At 43.8% G+C, this 20,666-nt stretch carries 19 protein-coding genes; 12 read left to right on the top strand and 7 right to left on the bottom strand.

Annotated elements, in window-relative coordinates; translation table 11 throughout:
• Positions 1–29 precede the first annotated feature (29 nt).
• Positions 30–773, top strand: a complete 744-nt coding sequence (yycI, locus tag ACT89M_RS28390) for a two-component system regulatory protein YycI (protein ID WP_090923623.1) — start codon at positions 30–32, stop codon at positions 771–773.
• Positions 774–779: 6 nt separating this feature from the next.
• Positions 780–1,586 carry an MBL fold metallo-hydrolase gene (locus ACT89M_RS28385; RefSeq protein ID WP_090923565.1) on the top strand — a complete coding sequence of 269 codons (807 nt, stop codon included), beginning with the start codon at positions 780–782 and terminating at the stop codon, positions 1,584–1,586.
• Here ACT89M_RS28385 and ACT89M_RS28380 read toward each other — a convergent pair.
• Positions 1,555–1,767, bottom strand: a complete 213-nt coding sequence (locus ACT89M_RS28380; protein ID WP_090923564.1) for a hypothetical protein — start codon at positions 1,765–1,767, stop codon at positions 1,555–1,557. The genes ACT89M_RS28385 and ACT89M_RS28380 overlap by 32 nt on opposite strands.
• A 596-nt stretch (positions 1,768–2,363) precedes the next feature.
• Here ACT89M_RS28380 and ACT89M_RS28375 point away from each other — a divergent pair.
• The 5 genes from ACT89M_RS28375 to ACT89M_RS28355 all read left to right on the top strand — a co-directional run bounded on the left by ACT89M_RS28375 (position 2,364) and on the right by ACT89M_RS28355 (position 7,638).
• Entirely contained in the window at positions 2,364–3,641 is a 1,278-nt protein-coding gene (locus ACT89M_RS28375; RefSeq protein ID WP_154890313.1) for a S1C family serine protease, read from the top strand.
• Positions 3,642–4,237: 596 nt separating this feature from the next.
• Positions 4,238–4,759, top strand: coding sequence for a hypothetical protein (locus ACT89M_RS28370; RefSeq protein WP_260510742.1), 522 nt, complete (start codon positions 4,238–4,240; stop codon positions 4,757–4,759).
• Positions 4,760–5,127: 368 nt separating this feature from the next.
• Positions 5,128–5,295 carry a CxxH/CxxC protein gene (locus ACT89M_RS28365; protein ID WP_090923561.1) on the top strand — a complete coding sequence of 56 codons (168 nt, stop codon included), beginning with the start codon at positions 5,128–5,130 and terminating at the stop codon, positions 5,293–5,295.
• A gap of 342 nt (positions 5,296–5,637) precedes the next feature.
• The gene (rlmH, locus tag ACT89M_RS28360; RefSeq protein ID WP_062327777.1) at positions 5,638–6,117 is read left to right on the top strand and encodes a 23S rRNA (pseudouridine(1915)-N(3))-methyltransferase RlmH; all 480 of its coding nucleotides are present in this window, start codon (positions 5,638–5,640) and stop codon (positions 6,115–6,117) included.
• A 324-nt stretch (positions 6,118–6,441) separates the two neighbouring features.
• Complete coding sequence (locus ACT89M_RS28355) at positions 6,442–7,638, top strand: DUF418 domain-containing protein (RefSeq protein ID WP_308723238.1); 1,197 nt, start codon at positions 6,442–6,444, stop codon at positions 7,636–7,638.
• Between the two features lie 198 nt (positions 7,639–7,836).
• Here ACT89M_RS28355 and ACT89M_RS28350 read toward each other — a convergent pair whose 3' ends face one another.
• The 6 genes from ACT89M_RS28350 to ACT89M_RS28325 all read right to left on the bottom strand — a co-directional run bounded on the left by ACT89M_RS28350 (position 7,837) and on the right by ACT89M_RS28325 (position 14,192).
• On the bottom strand, positions 7,837–8,685 hold the full coding sequence (locus ACT89M_RS28350) for a hypothetical protein (protein WP_308723239.1): 849 nt from the start codon (positions 8,683–8,685) through the stop codon (positions 7,837–7,839).
• A gap of 13 nt (positions 8,686–8,698) precedes the next feature.
• Positions 8,699–9,265, bottom strand: a complete 567-nt coding sequence (locus ACT89M_RS28345; protein ID WP_154889691.1) for a hypothetical protein — start codon at positions 9,263–9,265, stop codon at positions 8,699–8,701.
• A 46-nt stretch (positions 9,266–9,311) separates the two neighbouring features.
• Positions 9,312–10,022 (bottom strand): hypothetical protein, encoded by a 711-nt coding sequence (locus tag ACT89M_RS28340; protein ID WP_154889694.1) that lies wholly within the window; start codon positions 10,020–10,022, stop codon positions 9,312–9,314.
• 354 nt (positions 10,023–10,376) lie between these two features.
• Complete coding sequence (locus ACT89M_RS28335) at positions 10,377–12,407, bottom strand: right-handed parallel beta-helix repeat-containing protein (protein ID WP_308723240.1); 2,031 nt, start codon at positions 12,405–12,407, stop codon at positions 10,377–10,379.
• 229 nt (positions 12,408–12,636) lie between these two features.
• Positions 12,637–13,089, bottom strand: a complete 453-nt coding sequence (locus ACT89M_RS28330; protein ID WP_308723241.1) for a HEAT repeat domain-containing protein — start codon at positions 13,087–13,089, stop codon at positions 12,637–12,639.
• 131 nt (positions 13,090–13,220) lie between these two features.
• Positions 13,221–14,192: a YndJ family transporter gene (locus ACT89M_RS28325; RefSeq protein ID WP_308723242.1), complete on the bottom strand. Its 972-nt coding sequence runs from the start codon at positions 14,190–14,192 to the stop codon at positions 13,221–13,223.
• A 335-nt stretch (positions 14,193–14,527) separates the two neighbouring features.
• Here ACT89M_RS28325 and ACT89M_RS28320 point away from each other — a divergent pair, with 335 nt between their 5' ends.
• The 5 genes from ACT89M_RS28320 (at position 14,528) to ACT89M_RS28300 (ending at position 20,641) form a co-directional block, all read left to right on the top strand.
• Positions 14,528–14,917: an ArsR/SmtB family transcription factor gene (locus ACT89M_RS28320; RefSeq protein WP_308723276.1), complete on the top strand. Its 390-nt coding sequence runs from the start codon at positions 14,528–14,530 to the stop codon at positions 14,915–14,917.
• Positions 14,914–15,777: an aldo/keto reductase gene (locus tag ACT89M_RS28315; protein WP_308723243.1), complete on the top strand. Its 864-nt coding sequence runs from the start codon at positions 14,914–14,916 to the stop codon at positions 15,775–15,777. Before ACT89M_RS28320 ends, ACT89M_RS28315 begins: the two co-directional genes overlap by 4 nt.
• A gap of 310 nt (positions 15,778–16,087) precedes the next feature.
• Positions 16,088–17,827, top strand: coding sequence for an ABC-F family ATP-binding cassette domain-containing protein (locus tag ACT89M_RS28310; RefSeq protein WP_308723244.1), 1,740 nt, complete (start codon positions 16,088–16,090; stop codon positions 17,825–17,827).
• Between the two features lie 222 nt (positions 17,828–18,049).
• Positions 18,050–19,135 carry a 5-methyltetrahydropteroyltriglutamate--homocysteine S-methyltransferase gene (locus tag ACT89M_RS28305; RefSeq protein ID WP_221787651.1) on the top strand — a complete coding sequence of 362 codons (1,086 nt, stop codon included), beginning with the start codon at positions 18,050–18,052 and terminating at the stop codon, positions 19,133–19,135.
• A gap of 15 nt (positions 19,136–19,150) precedes the next feature.
• Entirely contained in the window at positions 19,151–20,641 is a 1,491-nt protein-coding gene (locus ACT89M_RS28300; RefSeq protein ID WP_154889712.1) for an aldehyde dehydrogenase family protein, read from the top strand.
• The last annotated feature ends 25 nt before the right edge of the window (positions 20,642–20,666 follow it).

Here is a 20,666-nt window from a genome sequence, read left to right as displayed (position 1 = left end):
ATGGAGATGTAAATAAGGAGGTGAATGATCTGGATTGGGGACGGGCGAAAAATGTATTAATATATGCATTTCTGCTGCTGAATCTGGTATTGGGATATCAGATCTGGATGGATGCGCGGGAGACGGCCGGAGCCAATCTGGACTTCACCTCGCTCGCAGATAATACACAGCAGGCGATGGAAGAGAAGGGCATCCAGGTGCTGGCGCCGATTCCAAATGAAACGCCGAAGCTGCCGAAGTTGTCCTATGAGTTTACCGAAGAGGACAAGTCGGGGATTGAAGTGGAGCTGGAGGAGCCGGTGGACAGCAAGCTGATCTTCTCGCCAAGCGAGCTAGCGGACGCGCTGCAGGCGGAGATTCCGCAAATCGGCACGTACCGGCTGGATCAGCTGATGGCGGAAGATGGGGCTTTTGTGCTCCACCCGCTGGTGGACGGCAAATGGCCGCTCTTTAACGTGAGTCTGGAGCTGTTCTACAGCGATCAGAAAATCACGGGTTATCATCAGACTCCCGTGCGGATTACAACCGCCGAGGAGAGCGATCAGCAGGTGCTTCCGGCGTCAAAGGCGCTGGGAACGCTGATCGAAAACTTTTTGCCAAACAATGCAATTGTGAAAGACATACAGCTGGGCTATTACGGCCAGTTGTTCAATTCAGATATACAGGTAGCGATGCCGGCATGGCGGTTCGTGCTGGAAAGTGGCGAAGTGTTGTACGTGCAGGGCATCAGTGGGGATGTATTCAGTCCCAAGTCAGATAAACCAGGGGAGTAATGCGTTATGGGGATATATTTTACGGTGTTATCCAGTGGTTCGACAGGTAATGCCACAGTCATTCAGCATGGGGGCACTTCGCTCATGATTGATGCGGGTCTTAGCGCGAAGCGGCTGGAGGCATTATTTCTGGAACGGGAGATTTCTGGAACGGAACTGGATGGCATTCTGGTGACACATGAACATTCGGATCATATTAAAGGACTAGGCGCGATGTCTCGGAAATATAATTTACCGATCTATGCAAATACAAATACGTGGGCGGCTTTGGAGAAGTCGGTCGGAGCGATTCCCGAGGAGAACCGACGGATTTTTGAAACGGGTGAAAAGCATGATTTTGGCTCGCTACGCGTAGAGTCCTTCGGTATTTCGCATGATGCGGCTGAACCGGTAGGTTATACATTCGACGATGGTAGCGAGAAGTTGTCCGTTGCGACAGACCTCGGCTATATGAGCGACAAGGTTCGCGATGCGATCTCGGACTCGGATGTGCTCGTGCTGGAGGCGAATCATGATGTCGAATTGCTCCGCATGGGGCGGTATCCGTGGAACACCAAGCGCCGGATTCTGAGTGATATCGGGCATTTGTCGAACGAAGCCGCAGGTGCGGCGCTTAGTGAACTGATGAACGGACGCATCAAACGTACGTATCTGGCACATCTCAGCCGGGATCATAATATGATGGATTTGGCTAAAATGTCGGTGCGTGATGCGATGGAAAGCCGTGGCTGTTTTTATCGGGACCATGAGTTCAAGCTCTGTGATACGTATTATGATCGTCCTACACCATGGGATAGGGTGGGTGAGCCATAAAGCTGTCTAGTTCGGCGGCTTTGCGCTCCACTTCCTCGCGGGTGAGGATGCCTTTATCAATAAGCAGTTCAATGATGGTGCTGAGCGCGAGTGTGTTACGATAATGTTCTTCTTTGAGATCAGCCAGCTTGGCCGCCATATGAACTTCGTCCATAGCTGTGAGTGTTCGCGTGCGTTCCATTGTGGAATCCTCCTTCATTCTATGAAGCTTTGAATTGTTCTTTTACTATTATTGTAGTCAGGCTGGGTGGAAAACATTCCTCTTTTTGCCGCTAACATTCTCCGGGCGGGATGTGTATGCTGAAACTGTAGCTGTACCGCTTTGAATTTGGAATGAGTTGGGATTGAAAAGTTTGATGAATTCGAAAGAATAGCGCTTAGCGTATCCCATTTTGTGGTGATAGATAGTATGAACCTTTATTGTTAAGGGAGTTGTCGCGAAAATTTACGTTTATTTACGTAATTATGCAACTTTTTGGGATATAAAGTGTTTAGTATATAAGGAGTATTATGATTTTGGCTGTTTTTGCGTATGAAATGGAATCTCAAATCTCGCAATAGGCGAGAGCATGATTGAAAGAGCACACGGATGCAGTGCCATCCTGTTGTATATATACGTTCGTTCCTGGCCTTGTTCGGGAATGTAGCGATGTGCAAGACCATTTTGTTAAAAAGCAAAAAGGCATGGGGAAACAGGGAGTTTCACTGGTCATCCATGCAATAACTTGGGCGGCAGTCAGGGTCTTGATGCGTGACAACGAAGGGGAGAGGATCACGATGGGATTGTTTGGAGACGATTTTTATTCAACCAAGGTATCAAGACGCGCCGAACCTGAACAGAAAGGCAAACTTCAGATCATCCGCCCGGGAGGCGGAAAACGCGCACGTGATCGCTGGAGCAATCCGCGTAGATCACGCTCGGAATTCAGTTCTACCGTCAAGGTAGCTGTGATCAGTTCGGTGATTAGCTCCATCGTGACGGTTACGCTGTTCAGCTTCATCAGCCAGCCTGCAACGCAATTACCTCTGGCGAATGCGGCAGGTCAAGGTAGTGGAACTGCACAGACAGCACAGGTCGCTGATCCTTACGACCGCATCATCAACGCGGCGGCAGAAGTACGTCCTTCTGTTGTCAGCATCGTGAATCATAAAACAGGCAGTAGCCTGTCGATGGAAGATTCCGCGCTGGGGTCTGGGGTTATTTTCAAAAAAGAAGATGGCAAAGCCTACATTATGACCAATCACCACGTCGTGGAAGGTGCCAGTGATCTGGAGATCGTGACGGTGGACGGGGAAACACATAAAGCCAAACTGGTAGGTAAAGACCGGGTGAGTGACATCGCGGTACTGTCAACGGACGACAAAGGCCTCGGAGCGGCGGCAGAAATCGGTGATTCCAGCAAGCTGCAACGCGGCCAGACGGTGCTGGCGATCGGTAACCCGCTGGGACTTGGGGGTACGCTGACCTCGGGAATCGTTAGTTACACAGATCGGATTTTGCCTGTATCCATTAATCAGGATGGGGTATATGACTGGGAGCAAAACGTCATTCAGACGGATGCAGCCATTAACGAAGGCAACAGCGGCGGAGCACTGGTCGATCTGAACGGCAAGGTTGTAGGCATCAACACGATGAAAATTTCGGATACCGGCGTTGAGGGTCTCGGCTTCGCTATTCCGATGAACGAAGTGATGAAAACGGTGGATTCCCTTTTGCTGAACGGCAAAGTATCCCGTCCTTATCTTGGCGTGTACACCGTTGATCTGAGTAATCCGTATGCTCCACTAGATGATGATCAGCGCAAGGACCTCAAACTGCCATCCCACGTGGATAGCGGTGTGGTCGTATTAGAGGCTTCCGGCCCGGCATCCGAGGCAGGCATGAAGCTGAACGATGTGATTACGGAATTTGATGGGCAAAAAATTACCTCCACGCTGGACCTGCGGAAATTCCTGTACGATAAGAAAAAGATCGGCGATTCAATAGAGGTCTCGTTCTATCGGGATGGCAAAGCGGAGAAAGTGTCTGTGAAGCTGACGGATAAGCCGGAGTAAGGCTTGCTGAGTTTTATGAAGTTTGTGGGGCTGTGACCGTGGAGCATGATTTGCAGGTTGTTTCACTGAAATGATCATATGTCATGGAACATGGCCATACTGATAAGGTGATCATGAGACAGATGATAGTAGAGAGAGTGATCAGAATATATCTGACCACTCTTTTTATGTTCATGGGGCATGAGGTAGAGCCTGAAGGTAGGGCAGGACACAACTATATAAGTTGGACTATTCTTTTACACGTTAACGAAGAGGACAGAAAAAACCTGGAAAAGCGAAGCGCTCGCCTGAAAGCTTTCTGCAAGAAAGCTACATCGGAAGCATACGCTTATCACCGGATTTTCCCTTTGGAAAAGGGAATTAAAAAAAATCTGGGGATAACCGCTACTTTCCAGGTTATTCTGTCATCGGAGTGGACTGTGTAAAATCTTTAGTTCAATTTATATAGACAGAAAGACTTGGAGCGAAAGGCGCAGATACATTTGTTCGCCTGTGTGGTAAACTGTTCTTAATGTGTTTACATAGATCGTTGTTGCAAATAACAGCTGGATAACGTGTGATCTGGCTAGCTAATCTGAAAATGGAGGGATTCGGAGATGAATCTGTTGAAGAAAAAGGTACTTGGAGGAACAAGCTTGGCACTATCGATGCTGTTGTTATCTGCTTGTGGATCGGAGAGCACACCAGCTGCATCAGTAGATACGAGCGCGTTGCAGGAGAAGATTGCTGGCCTGGAGAAAAAGCTGACCGAGCAGGGAATTAAAAGCGATGAGCAGGCGCAGAAAATTGCTGCACTTGAGAAAAAGCTGAATGAATTTGGTACAGCTGGCGTTGCTGGACAAGGGACGGGTGGCAAAACACCGACAGCTGGAGGAAACAACGGATCTGCTGGAAAAGGAGACGGGGTGCTGATTACGTTTGCCCAGTATGAGAAGCTGGAGGTTGGCATGACCGTGGAAGAGGTCATCAATATTCTAGGCGGTGAAGGTGAAGCGCTAAGTGAAGCGGAGAACATGGTCGTGTACAACTATAAAGGTACAGCTGGCAACGGCGGCAACGCGGTAATTGCTTTTCAAGGCGGGAAATTGCTCACGAAGGCTCAGTCGGGATTGGAGTAGGCTGGTAGCTGGGGGTAAGAAGCAAGTTGAGGATAGCGTAAAGGTAACGACAAGGGTAAAGCAAGGATGAGTGCAAGAGCGTGAATGCGCTTGGAGTTAAATTAAAGTTGAAGCATTCCAGCAAGGATACCTGACTGAGGTGGGTATTGTTGAGGGGGTGCTTTTTTGATCTTATGGGAAAGATAGATGTGCACATCTTGAGGAAGAGGCTTTTTTTGGTGCAAGAGTGGCAAGTTTTTGCGCCGATCTGCGAGGTGGGGGTTTCTTTTCCGCGGCAGGTGTGATAGAACTGAGAAGTGGCTATCCTGTAATGGGATAAGCGGTTGTGAATCGGGAACATAGCTGGTGACAGAAAGGATGCTTGACGGATGTACGTTGTATGCAAAGAACACGTGGACATTGCCATCGACATGTTTGTAGATGAATATGAGGACGCTCCAGATATCGTGGATCTGAAGGAGACGGAATTTGCCGACTGGGACCCGCCTGCCAAATGCGCTGAGTGCGATCAGCACGCGGAATTCCTTGTCGTTTAGCGTACTGTAGAGCAGGCCGCCAGGGGTGCTATTGGATGTTGCTATGGGATATCGTTGTGCATGGCGTAGTAGCGTAGCGGTAGTGCTTCTGGCGTTAGACTTGGTTCGATCCGGTATGAACATCACAGCAAGGTGCAGAGAGAGCGTGTTGAGCGCTCTTTTTGCGTTTGTAGGGAGCGAGCGGCTGTGGCATGGGAGATTTTAAAAGTGGGCGATTCGAGCTGGATAAGGTTTGTGGTGATCGTTAGAGTTTTGGAATGAACTTGGTTTGCATGAACGATGCGATTGAAGCATCTAACATATAGATGGATGGCAAGACGACGATTCAGGAGGAATGATGAGATGTTAATTCAAATTATTGGCGTAGGCAAATTGAAGGAAAAATATTTAACGCTGGGCATTCAGGAATATGCCAAGCGGCTCGCCCCGTACATCAAGTTTCAGATGATCGAGGTCGCAGACGAGAAAGCGCCCGATACCCTGAGCGAAGCTGAGGTGCGGGCGGTAAAAGAGCGCGAGGGCGAACGCATCCTCGCGCATGTGAAGAGCGAGGCGCATGTCGTCGCGCTCGCACTGGATGGCCAGCTCTGGAGTTCGGAGGAGCTGGCTATGGAGATCGACAAGCTCGGCACGTATGGGACGAGCCATGTCGTGTTTGTCATCGGAGGAAGCCACGGGCTCTCCGATGAGGTGTTGCGCCGCGCGAAGCAGCGCTTAAGCTTCGGGCGCATGACCCTGCCGCATCAGTTAATGCGGCTGGTGCTGGTAGAACAGATTTATCGCGCAGTGAAGATCAATCGGGGTGAACCATACCACAAGTAAGGGAGAAATTTCTACATTTTATACTTTCCGAGCGTGGAAGTGTACCCACTTCGTGAGGGGGGACTGCCCTGCCTATTGGTTATAAAGACTGTCACACAAGCAAGTGATTAAGTAATCAATTAAATTTTTAATTTTATATGATACCATGTAAACTGAATTTGAATGAAGAGCGAGGAGAAATACTAGGTCTCAGCCCTCAAGCACTTTTTATAAAAAGAAATGTCGCCTAAGTAAGTCTCTATTTTTAATCTATATAGGATTTGAAAAATATACAGTAAATAAAAGGATAGATATAAGGCCGAGTATAAAAAAAGAGGTGATTGTTTGAACTCATCAAAAAATCGCGTCCAATTAATTGATGGGCTACGTGGATTCAGTCTGATAGGCATTGTGTTGGCGAATATGCTGGCTTTCCAATACGGAATGTTTGGACAGAGTGAACCCCAACTGTTAGGAATCGATGGTGCAGACCGCACTCTTCACTCCTTACTTCTTATCACTGTGGTGGGTAGTTTTATGCCGATTTTTGCATTTATGTTCGGTTTTGGAATGATTAAGCTGGCTGAAAGTCTAGAATCACGAGATTTACGACCGAAATACCATTTGGCTCGTCGTTTCCTACTGTTGTTGGTTATTGGGATACTTCACATAACTTATCTATGGGAAGGGGATATCTTGACGATCTACGGTGTACTCGGATTCTTCTTGCTTCTGTTTCTAAATCGAAATCCAAAAACGTTATTTATCTTGGCGTTAATGCTACTCACCGGAGTTGGATTGCTGGATATTCTGAAGTTCAATCCAATGAATCCAATTGCTGATGTATCGACACATATGGAGAGTTATATCATACAGAGTCAGAATGTTTTTGGAAACGGTAGCTACACAGAGATTAGAGATTTTAGTAATAGTGTTAGTCCATTCGGTGGGGAGTCGGATAAAGGGATACTCCTGTTAGCCTTGGTGTTAGCTCCTCTTATGACACTACCAATGTTTCTGCTTGGCATGCGTGCTGCTAGAATTGGTACATTTAATGATCCACTAGCGATGCGATCTATGTATATTCGCCGTGCTTTGTTTCTGCTACCAATCGGTTTGCTGCTTAAAGTTTATAGTGTGCTACGACCCAAATTCAATGCCGAAGACTGGTTGTGCATCGAATTTGGATCGATGTTGGGAGGGATACTGCTCGCACTAGGCTACATTTACTTGTTTGCTCTACTTTATTCTGTAAACAGTCGAGCTAGTATATTCGTCAAGTTCGAGGCGGTTGGTCGTCTCTCATTGACCAATTATCTAATGCAGAGTGTAATCTGTACAACGATTTATTATGGATATGGATTGGGGCTGTTTGGCCGTGCTGGAGTATTTGCTGGAGTGATTATTGCACTCTCTGTATATGGTATTCAATTATTGTTCAGTCATCTATATCTCAAAAAATTTAGTAGCGGACCAGTGGAATATGTCCTAAGGATTGGGACATATATGTCCTTGAGAGGGAAGCCAAGAAAAAAGGAATGAAATCACCAAACTTCTCCAAAAGCAATGTGTTGAATCGTTCTGGAACAAACAAAAGGCTCGTATAAGTAGGATAATTTACTCTCCCTACGTAATTACGAGCCTTTACGTCTAATCTAATGTACATAAAGGATGATAAATAATTGTAATGATTTGGGGTGTCGACATTCTAATTAATATGAAATGGGCAGCCCCATTTGGTCAGAAACTATATAATTCCCCAAATCCTTTAAAGGTAGTAACTGTATTCTTGCTATTTTCAATTGAAAATTTGATATAACAGTTAGTTGCTTTTAAAGTATCTCCAAAAATTTCAGCTTTGAAGCCAACTCCTTTTTTTTCTCCGTATACATCAGTGTATCCCCAAAGATTATCTCCAAAGAACTTAGTTTCAAATATTTCATATTTAATAAGAGGAATAATTTTATCTTTATGATCGTTATACTGTTGAAGATTTAGAGTTGTTCTATAGTCTTTGGTAGATAAGTCGAATTTTTTGCACAAAGAGGTGAATGTGCGTCCATCTACTCTCTCTGAAAAGCTCCAAGTGCATTTTGTGCTAGGCTGAGGTTCAGCTAGGGCTTGATTCTTTTGGATCATCAGATTGTCATCAGCGTGCTCTATTATTTCGTAACCCTTTTGCTCGTTGACTGGCTGTGTACTTATAATTACTTTCCAGTTTTCATTGATATTTTTCATGTTTATTGGTAGGTTTATTATTTCATTGTCTGGAAATTCTAGCTTCACACTATAATTATATTCCTTATCACTAACTCTTTGTTGATCAATGATTGTAAATGAAAGAGGTACTTCTGAAGGATTCTCCAGAGAAGATTTATACTCTTGTTGCTTCTCTTCTAAACTGTTATAACGATGGTCTTCAGTCAATCTACTAAGTCTCTCATAGTCTTGATTAACCGAGGCCTCAAGATACTCTCTCAATATAAATTTCGAAGCTTCACTATTTGAAGTAGACTCATTAGCAAAGATAGTGGTAGAAATTCCAAAGAAAAGAACACAAACAATACTAAATACTTTTAATCTTCGCATGCAAAAAATCGCCTCACAATTCTTTCGAATATGTTTGTTTTAACAACTCTATTGTTTGAGAGAGGAAGTTCAGTGTTTTTTTACTTGTATGGATATTGTAGCTATTCATATAAGCATAAAAATTGGATGCTCCAGTAATGAGTTGTTGAAGAAAATCACGTTCTTCTAAAATAAATTGAGATATGGTCTTTTCTACGTGCAATGGATCATATTTTAGAGTTACTTCTATCAACCTATTATCAATCTTTTTAAAGCATATCAACTTTGGATCGATACCGTATATTCCTTCACCATATTCAAATCCACTTTCAATATAAATTTTTAAGACTGACAAATAGCATCCCCACAAATCTAATCCCCACTGTTCAAATCCAATCAGTAGTTGGTGAGTATCTTGAACAATAACGGCAATATTAAGCTCATTACTCTTCATAGGAATTTCATCACTCTGGCCAACATATAAACTTTCAAAATGTTCAACTGCGACAAAAAGCTCTCGCAACTCTTCAGTCCCCATACAAGAATATACTTCTGGAAGTGATTGTTGCGGTGGAATAAGAAACGTTTGAATGGAAACCATAAGCCCTCCAAATATCGATCCTCTTAACGAAATATATTTATTAAAATTATTTAGATTCAGCTACGTTCCAGCCCAAAGGATATAAAGTTACTACTTCATAGTCGCTACTAACAACAAGTCTATACTTTTTACCGTCATAAGTACCATCTACTGAAACGTTACCACTGTTGTTTGCGATTATTTTATTTTTATTGTTTTGGGTTTGATTTGCTACTACTGCAATAATACTTATAATATCTCTCATGCTGGTGGTGTCGTTGAAAAATGAATTATATTCTCTGTATCCTAGACCAGTCCAATATTTTGGATGATGTTTGCTTAAGATATGTTCTAATCCTCGGTCACTAGTACCGAATTTAAGTTCCACATATTCATTCGTGCCAATAAGCCAAAATTCCTCAATTAAAGAATTCCGAGTGACTAAGAAAGGAAGTTCATCTTTAAACTCATTTTCGATAGCATTCTCAACATAGGCCTCTGTAACTTTATTATATGTTTTAGTTGCTCCAAAGAGCAATTTAGCTGCCTCCATAACAATCCTAAAGATATTAGCTGGACGAACTTCACTCTGAGGTTGGACACTATTTGAACCTCTAGAGTTTTCTATTATCTCTAAAGTATCACTCTTTATTTTTTCAGTGAGCACTCTTTCAGTGTTGGGATTTGGATCAACTGCACCGTTAGCAAATGTTTGTGGAGTGGATACTGCGAACAAAGAAACACAAAGCAACAGTGATAAAATTTTATTTTTGATCAAGTTATTCTCCTCCTAAATATAATTTTATGTAATACTTACTGTTATTCCCTTTGGATATATTACCATTTTTATTTAAATTGTAAATATACAATAAAATACATATATATTAATATATATGTATTTTTAATTTCCATGTAAAGTTACAATATAGTATTTAGAGAAAAAAAGTTCCGTTGAGCAGTTGCAAGTCAAAAGTGATCTTCACACTTATTTTCTTATGTTTTGAAGTAAGAGGCTATCCCAAATAAAATCAGAGCCTCGTTTCAATTAGAGCCTTATTTCCTGATTATCGGAATATAGGCTTCACACAAAAAAGATCCAGTCACTTTGGGTGACTGGACCCTCAATAACAAACTAAATCCCAAACTCAACAATACCCTTCTCCCTTAACTCAAACGGACCTGGTGTAACATCTGCATCCGGTCTTTTTGTGCCGAAAAAGTCGGAGTCAAAGCGATAGGGAGTGCTGTCGGGTTCCTCGTAATCCATATCGGCGTGATACGTCTTTCCAAGCAGGTCGGTGGTAATCACCATGGCAGAGGTGCCCCGAAGCAATTCGGGCTCATTAATCTGAATGTGTACTTTGCCTAGTGCAGGATCAATTTCAATGTTTATGCCCTTCTGTGAATGTATTTTCGTATCGGATTCGTGAGCACTTGGAACCGCATGATTGAGATATACATTGCCTCCCATAGCTACCGGAAGAACGGCATTGCCTATAAAGAAATCCTTCGCGGCATCGCCAAGCTCCATAAGCTCTTCTTTGGTGTATTCCCACCACTTCTTATCTTTGACATTCGGATGTTGATCGTAGCCGCCAAGTCCGACAGCATGCAGATAACAAATGGAATCGTCCGGCACACCATCCATGACCGTCTTCCCGTTCTCTCCAACGGCATCCCTTGGTTTGAGGGGAAGATGTTCAAAAAAGGTGATTGGAACAGGCTCTTTATTGGCATCGGTGTCGTTATCACCCAAGAAGATATTGTTGTAATACCTGTCGTCGCCTCCGGTGATATTGGAGTATCCCGCCATGGCTGTCTCATGAGGGAAGTGATATGGCGTAATCCGGGTAATCTCGGAACGGACGACAAATCGGCCAGCAAATAAGTTATGAGCAAATGCTCCGCCCTGAGCCATATTTCTGAAATTCATAGGTGAGAGGAATAGATTGTGATCCACCATATACGGACCATGGCACACCTCAACGAAGAGGTCTTCTGAAATGTTGTCAAAAAATACATTGCGGCTGATCCGAGTGCCCTGTGCCTGCCAGTCAAGCCAAAGCGCTCGGTAACAACTGTACATTATATTTTCGCTAATTTGAGTATCTAGTGCAGCATGCAGTTTAATTCCGGCGACTTCGGCACCATGTCTGAGCCGTTTATGATGAATGTTATAAATCCGGTTCTGGTAAATGTGGCTGAAAGCTGCGCCCATATGACCCACAATACCTGCCTGCTCACAATCATGAATTATATTCCCTCGAACGATGTGACTGCCGACGTGATCTTTATGCCAGCCGGAGCGTAATGCTCGTAAAATAACTTCCTGCTCCCGTTGTGTCCCACCTTTACTGCGCTTTTCCAAAGAGTTGGTGTGCCCTGTACCCATTTCGGTACCTAGGCTAATACCAACACATTTGGATTCACTGATTATATTGTTTTCGATAATCCAGCCCTTGCTCCAGTGTGGTCCGATCAGACCTTCCTGGTAGTCCGTAGGTGGCGCCCATTGAGGCGAAGCTTGACGCAATATGAAGCCACTCACGGTGATATAGTTCAATCCTGGCTTCTCAGGCCAGAAGCAATAAGGACGTACATTAATTTCTACATTTTCTTTTCTAGGATCTTTTCCGCCAAAATTAGCCCAAATCTTCGTCGTCGTAGAATCGACCTCGGCATACCATTTCAACAGTGAATCCTCGGAATACTTGGCTTCGGGCCAAACCTCCGGATTGTGAACGCTTTCAACATTAGCACATTCATACAATGACTTTCCATCCAAATAGACATCGCCGAGATGAACTGGGAAGGGCCCGTCGAACAACCAGTCTCCACTAAGCTCCACTTCAAAGGGATTACGAACGGAAAAGATGGAATTCAGCACTTCTGTGCTCCAAACGTCATTTCCTTCAGCTTTCCAGTCGGTAACCCGCTCAGCTCCTGTAATGACGACTTCACCGTCTCCTGCGGATCGATACACGATTCGATGCTCGGCTGTTCCTCCATTCGTCGGGTTGACCCATTCCCTGTATACTCCCGCATGAACAATAACGGTATCACCAGCCATGGCATGAGCCGCAGCGCGTGATATGGTACGAAGGGGTTGATCTGCGGTTCCTTTTCCTTGATCATTCCCATGTATGGATACATGATATTCCATAACAGCTCTCCTTCTATTTCAAAATGTTTGTTGGTTTCCACTATTATACTAGTAAATAAATGTAATGGGATATACAGGAAGAAGGATGTTTTATGAACAGGTGCTCTAGTGACATTGATCTGATGGAGATGACCCTGAAGAAATAAAGAAGCCACTCCATTTTTTGAAGTGGCTTTTTACTCGGCTATTATTTTGCAATCTGCTATTCATACGGTGAACGGCAGCCATCTTATCTTCTACCTAGTGTCTCCCAAATACCATGGAGCCAGGAGTCGAACTCAGCATCTTTGTCGCCCTCGTAAGTATCATAGAGATCCAGACGTGTTTTTTGCAGTTTTTCCTTGAATTCCTCAAATGTGTGACCTTCGGGAAGGCTTTTTTTGATCCGTAGCAAAATTTTGTTCGTACCTTTAAACAGCTCGCCTTTGTTTTTGGCAGGCATTTGTACTTCTTCACCCAACTGTTTGAGCTTGAGATATGCGGCTTCGCGCACTTGGAACACTTGATCATTTTTCAAAACATTCTGCAGTAACTTAATGGTAGGTTCTGTGTCCCAGTTCCCCAATTCGTTCACCGCGTTCAGTCTGTCTCTCCAGCTTGAAGACCGATTAGCCGCTCGTTTGAGCTCTTCCAAGTTCTCTGGTAGTCCGTTAACTGCTCCACTATCATGGTTGTTCGTCAAGATTCAATCTCCTTAATCATCGCCATCTGGCAAATGATGAATGTTATTTATGTGATCCCTATTATAGCACGAACCTGACTAAACTACTCATACGAAGCCGATGGGTTAGCCTAAAACCATGTTCACCCAACTCATAAAGATGTACCAACCCATCTATTCTCCTTGGCCATCTTTTTCTCCTGAATAGAGTTTACCATGTACATCCAACCAATCAGTCCACATAAGACAAAACCAAATGCGTGTAGAGCTCCGTAAATAGGAATAAAGTCGAGTATGGTTAAGGAGTACATCTTTTTCAGTAACGGATAGAAGATGGAGATGACAACAACCGTGTAAAAGGCTAGGCAAGAAAGGCCTAGGAAGAAGGATGCCTTCATATTCAAAGCGTTTTTCCTTAAGTAAGCCAGGAGATAAGCCGTATAAACCACAATATTACAAGCGAACAAAGTGACACCAACGTACTCGATCGGCTTGGAGAAAATCATACCAAAAGCAATCAATAGCGGTCCGATGATATCGATGGCAACGACCCAGGGATACCAGCTTTTTTTCGCCATAATCCGTCCCAGTGCACCAATGAAAATCGGAACGATCGCAGATGAGAAATGAAAGTGAACTGAGCTCAAGGCATGCGTAGTAACATTGGCATTGAAGAGATCCACTTGATATTGATATAACGTAAACCATATTCCCCCGATAAAAAAGTAAACAAGTCCCGCACCAATGGCGATTTCCGCTGCTTTTCCTTTAGCCATCACAATCGTGGTCAAGCCATAGATGCCCAGCAGTAGTGTGAACAGTAGCCAACCCAGGGAGAGCATGCCTGGTATTGCCGTGCCTTCGAAACCCCACATCTTATTGCTGATGACGGAAAATAGGGTAAGAAGCGCGGCAGGATATTGAAGCCACTTCATAAGGACATACATTATTGGTTGCTGTTTATTCTGTGCATCATATCTCAAAAGTAAAATAACAAGAGGGACAATGACAAATGCCGCAAACAGTATGAACTTTTCAACAAGTTGGAATTGGAAGTAATCCAAATAAAATATAAGAATCGTCATGATTCCACCGGGAATTACAGGCATTAATAATGACTTCATTGGTTTCTTCGGAGAACGCTTCATGGCAGTTCCTTTCTAACTATATTTGTTGTATAAACGGCCTATATTCAGTTATGTAGCATTCATTAGAATAGATGGGCAATGCTCGTTTAAGTTTAACACATTTAATTTTCAAAATAATGTCTAGCATATAAAACGAGACCCTCTAGACAACATGGTCAACCTTATCACCACAAGTCACAGCAAGTATTCGAGCAATCCCGTGCAATTGGAAAAATGTTGTTCTTGGATTTCTTTCCCGAAGTGCTGCTGTGTCTGAGATCGTGGTATCTTATATTCGTCAAAAGAATTAAACGGTTCAACGAAAAGGGGAGATTCCCGTCGAACAGCAATTTTTGAATACAATCGCGACCGAATTTAAGAACAACCAGAAGGTACTGAATGCAATTGGAGACGAGACTCGGCAGGCGATATTGATGGCTTTGATTCAAGGACCGCAGAAACCTGGCATGCGTGTGGGTGAGATTAGAGTGCAAACACACCTCTCCCGTCCTGCTGTATCGCATCATCTGAAAATATTGAAAGAAGCGCAGATTATTAGCGTTCACAAAGAAGGAACTCGTAACTTTTATCGGCTGGACGCCGGAAGCAAGCTGAAGTCGTTGAAAAACTTGGCGAGCGAGATTGATAAGCTATTTGAACAATGTGAGGAGCCAGCCACAGAATCACGATCCCGAACCAGTGAAAGGGACGATCTTCGATGAAACGTACAATGCAAGCAGCAAACGGAGTCGATATTCCGCAACTCGGATTCGGCCTATATAAGATCAAGCAGGGGGAATCTTTCGAAAAAACGGTTGAAGAGGCGATTCGAATCGGATACCGCCATTTTGATACAGCGAAAATTTACGGGAATGAAGTAGCGCTAGGCCGAGTCATTCAAAAAAGTGACATTCCTCGGGAAGATTTCTTTATTACCTCGAAAGCTTGGACAACGGATCTCGGATATCATGCGACGAAAAAGACATTTGAACGGACTTGCCAAAGACTAAACGTAACGTATCTCGATATGTATTTAATTCATTTTGCCGGTGCCCATTATGTGGATGCCTGGAGAGCGATGGAAGAGTTATACGACGAAGGCCGGATCAAAGTCATAGGCGTAGCTAATTTTGAGATCAAGCATTTGGAGCATCTTAAGAAACATGCCCGGATTTTGCCCATGGTGAATCAGATCGAGACACACCCGGAATTCCAACAACGAGAGTTGCATGAGTATATGGTGAAAAATCAGATTCTGCACGAGGCCTGGGGCCCGTTAGGTCAGGGGAGCAAAGAACTGCTGGAGCACCCCGAGCTGCTTACAATCGCTAGAAAGCACCGAAAGTCGGTGGCACAAGTCATTTTGCGCTGGCATCTGGAGCGGAGTATTATTGCAATCCCGAAATCATCAAATTCGCGAAGAATACGAGAGAACAGTGAATTATTTGATTTTGAGTTGAATGCTGAGGAAATGGAACATATTCGCCGCTTGGATACGGGAAAAAGATACTCCGTAAGCCCGACAGGTCTTATGGTCCATCCGATCTACATCAAATTCATGAAGCTATTCAGTCGTCCATAGTAACGTATAACGAAAGGGCCATCCGACGAAGGATGTCTCTAAACGTGCTGTATAAAGAGAAATATGGAGTGGATATACTCTACTTTTCATATGGCGGTACACAGGTTCCTCATCAAGATATTGTTTTTTTAATCAAACATCTAATCGACATAGCCAAACTTTGGTTCGTGCCTAGAAATACAAATCAATTGTACTTACCCTCAATCGGTGTTACGCTGAGAATCGACAACTTCAGGCTTATTCAAACTTACGTTCTGCAACAATCCCACATCATAATTACACTATTTTAGATACCAAGAAAGGTAACACCATGATCAAAGCCCAAAACTTATCTTTTTCTTTTCCGCAGAAGGAACTTTATAAAGACATTTCATTTACACTCGAAGAGGGCCAACACTGCGCTTTTATTGGCACAAGCGGTAGTGGCAAGAGTACGTTGATTGAAATCTTGATGGACCCGGAAAGACATTTGTTCGAGGGGAAGCTGGAGATCGATCCGGATTGCACAATCGGGTATATGAGTCAGTTCTCACAGGTAGACCCAACGACAGAAATGACGGTTTTTGAATATATCGCAGAAGAATTTATCAAGCTTCAGGATGAGATCACAGCGATTTATGCGGAAATGGCCAACACATCGGATATGGATTCACTGATGAAAAAAGTGCAATTGGCTTTGGACGCACTGGAGGCCATGGGCGGAGATGATTATGAAAACACCATTCATAAACAGCTAAACCTGGCCAACCTCATGAAGCTGAAGGATGCAAGCATATCGTCCTTAAGCGGCGGGGAATTCAAGCTTATTCAAGTCATGAAGGAAATGCTCCACAGTCCGGATCTGATGATCATGGATGAGCCGGATGTATTTCTAGACTTTGAAAACCTCAATGCGCTTAAAAAATTGATTAATTCCCATAAAGGCATGTTACTCGTCGTTACGCATAACCGCTATCTGTTGAATCATTGCTTCAACAAAATCATTCACCTTGAGAACATGGAGCTTCAGGAGTTTGACGGACGATATATCGAGTATAATTTCTCCTTGCTTCAGACGAAGATTGAACTGCAGGAAATCGCAGTTGCTGAAGCGGAAGAGATCGAAAGATACGACGGTGTCATCGAAAATCTCAGAGCAATCGCAACGATTAATTCGGAAGCTTCCAGAGGAAGAGCGTTAAAAGCGAGAGTGAAATTTCAAGAACGTTTGGAAGCGCGCAGAATCAAAGCACCGTTTGTCGACATCAAGCAGCCGAATATTCGGTTTGGCCTGGATCATCAAGTGGAAGACAGCATCGCGATCAAGGTCAATAACTATAGTGTTTCCTTTGATGAGCTAGTTCTGCAAGATGTGAACTTCGAGATCAAATCGACAGATAAAGTGGCCATCATCGGCCCCAATGGTACTGGAAAAACAACGTTGCTTCGGGATATTTTCAAAAACAATCAGCCATCCATCGAAATCAATGAGGATCTCAAATTGGGTTATTTATCACAGCTTCAAGGCGAAACGCTCAAAGATTCAAATACAATCCTACATGAATTCATCGATGCCGGGTTTGAAACGTATGATGAGATCAGAGCCTATCTTGTGAACTACGGCTTTGAAGGCGAAATCCTGGATCAAAAGATCGAATCACTGTCCGGCGGCGAAAAAAACATGCTTCAACTGGCTAAAGCTGCCGGGGTGCAAGCTGACCTGTTGCTTCTTGACGAACCGACAAGCCATCTGGATATCTATTCGCAGATTGCACTGGAGAGAGCCATCGAAGAATATCAAGGCGCGATCCTCATGGTTTCGCATGATTTCTATTCGGTCGTCAACGGTATGGATTATGTACTCATTATTGAGAATAAGACGATCAGAAAAATGAGCATGCGCAAATTCAGACAGATGATATACGCCAGTCATTTCGATAAAGACTATTTGCAAAATGAACAAAATAAAAAGGCTGTTGAAATGCAGATTGAATTGGCTTTGAAAAATACCGATTTTGAACGGGCAAAAGGCTTGGTCGATGAGCTGGAAGGCATTATCAAGCAACTATAATCATAGTAGTTGAGGACGGGTACAATTTTATTAATGAACGATGATTTAAAAATAGGGCTACACCCTGTAAATCCATGACCCTATGTGGTTGTGGATTTTTTGCTTTCTAAGGCCTTCTGGCTATTGCTAAAAGCTATGACCAGTCATGCTTTTTTCATATTACAGGTAATCATTTTGATCATGCTATACTCAGGAAACTAAAAGTTAGAAGGAGATTTTTCTATGATACCATTCCGTAACGATCATGTTGGAAGCTTCCTACGTCCTGCGAACTTGAGTCAGGCGCGTGAACAATACAAAGCTGGCACGATTACATATGAAGAACTAAAAGATGTGGAAGATCAAGAGATCATCCGATTGATTGAGAAACAAAAAGAAAATGGCGTACTCGCTATTACGGATGGTGAGTTTCGCAGAAGCTGGTGGCACTTTGATTTCCTGGGTGGTTTGGACGGTGTAGAGCTGTATGAGGAAATTGATGGACCTAAATTCCATAACATGCAGACTCGCAAGGGCGGAATTCGAGTTGTAGGTAAGGTAGATTTCTCTACGCATCCCTTTGTGGATCATTTTAAGTTTTTGAAAAAACATGCAGGGGACGCCGTGGCAAAACAAACTATTCCAAGTCCGAATATGCTTCTCTATCGATTGGAAAACGGCGCCAACAGCTATACGGATCGGGAGCAATTCCTTCAGGATACGATTGCAGCATATCAAAAGGTCATTCAAGCCTTCTATGATGCAGGATGTCGTTATCTACAATTAGATGATACAGCTTGGGCAGACCTATTCTCAGAGGCTGGTCATGATAAACTGCGCGCTAAAGGGTTGGAACCGGCAGTAGAGTTGAAAACGATGCAACGCATGATTAATGAAACTTTGGCTTATAAACCGGCAGATTTAGTTGTGACGATGCATATTTGTCGGGGAAACTATAAATCCAACTTTTTCTCAACAGGTGGTTACGATTATGCTTCTGAAGTTATTTTTGGAGGCTTAAATGTAGATGGGTTATTTTTAGAATTTGACGATGAGCGCTCAGGTAGTTTCGAGCCATTAAAATATGTGAATCGAACAGATTTGAAAATCGTGCTTGGTTTAATCACATCGAAAACCGGAGAGTTAGAAAATAAAGAGCAGATTAAAGCCCGGATTGCAGAAGCAGCAACTTACGTTCCCCTTGATCAACTTTGTTTGAGCCCACAATGTGGCTTTTCTTCCACCGAGGAAGGCAACATTCTAACTGAAGAACAACAATGGCGTAAACTTCGTTACGTTAAGGAAATTGCAGAGGAAGTATGGAGTTAAGGGAGGGGATTTCATATGACAATTCAAGCAGATCAAGAGACAGTTACAGTTGAAGCCTTCATTAACGGTCAACATGTAAAATCCCTTTCGCAGTTAGCAAAAGAGAATCCGGCCAATCCAACTGAGATCGTAGGTTATTTCCCTGTCACGACCAAAGAACAAGCGGTCACCGCCATTGAAGCGGCGGCAGGGGCTTTTAAAACGTGGAAACAGACCTCCATTGGTGAACGCATTACTCGGATGCGCAAGGCGATAGAGAAAATTAGAGCAGCGGAGAATGATATTGTGCATTTGCTGTCCAGAGAGCATGGTAAGCCTCTGTATGATGCACACGGTGAAATTTTTGTTTCGCTGATGTGGATGGAGTTTGCTTGTAATGAAGCTGCATCCGTTCTGGCGGACGAGGTTCAGGAGCATGACCATGGTAAAACGATTGTATCCTATGATCCAATCGGTGTGGTGGCAGCGATTAGTCCATGGAACTATCCTATTGCTTTATCTACAATCAAGATCGCTCCTGCCTTACTTGCGGGCAACACGATTGTGCTTAAACCGAGTCCATATGCACCACTGGCGGCGGCGAAGGTGGCAGAGATTATCGCGAGTGAGTTCCCGGCTGGCGTAATCAATGTTGTATACGGTGATGCGGATGTGGGCGTTGAACTGACGAGTCATCCTCTTGTGACGAAAATCGCCTTTACAGGTGGAACTGCAACAGCGAAGCATATTATCAAAGCCGCTTCCGAAACGATTAAAGATATGACGCTGGAGCTTGGTGGGAATGATGCGGCAATCTTTTTGGAAAGCTTTGATGTTCAGGATGAGCGAGCGATGCGCCGAATTGTCATCTCTAATTTCTTGACAACAGGCCAAATCTGTATGATTGCCAAACGCGTATATGTACACCGTTCGATTTATAATGAATTTGTGGAAAAATATATAGAGGCAGCTAATCGCTGGATTCGAATTGGTGATCCTTTTGATCCAAACACGACGGTGGGGCCCGTTAATAACCTGAAGCAGAGAGAGTACGTGAATGGTCTGGTTGAAGATGCGCAGAAGCGCGGAGCCAAGGTCATCCCTCTCGGCCAAATCCTGGATCAAAAGCAGTTTGAACAAGGTTACTACCTGCAACCTACACTTGTTTTGGATTGCGATGCTCATGATCCGATTGTTGTGGAGGAACAGTTTGGTCCGACGGTTCCGGTTCTGCCATTTGACGATGAAGAGCAGGTTATTAAACTGCACAATGAGAGCATATATGGACTTACGAGTTCTGTGTGGGGAAAAGAAGAGGATGCCATCTCTTTGGCACGTCAACTCGAAGCTGGAACAACCATGATCAATACAGCTGCTGTGCAGGGGCTTGATGTTCGGTTCCCTTTTGGTGGCTTCAAGCAATCAGGTATTGGCCGTGAATACGGCGCAGAGGGTATTCTTACGTATACGGAAAAACATGTGATCAACGTTCCGAAGATGCTGGATCTTCCATATATACCTGAATAGATTTAATCGAATAACACACCACATC

It is taken from the genome of Paenibacillus sp. NN59, assembly GCF_057597225.1.
This window is presented reverse-complemented; position numbering and strand designations above follow the sequence as displayed.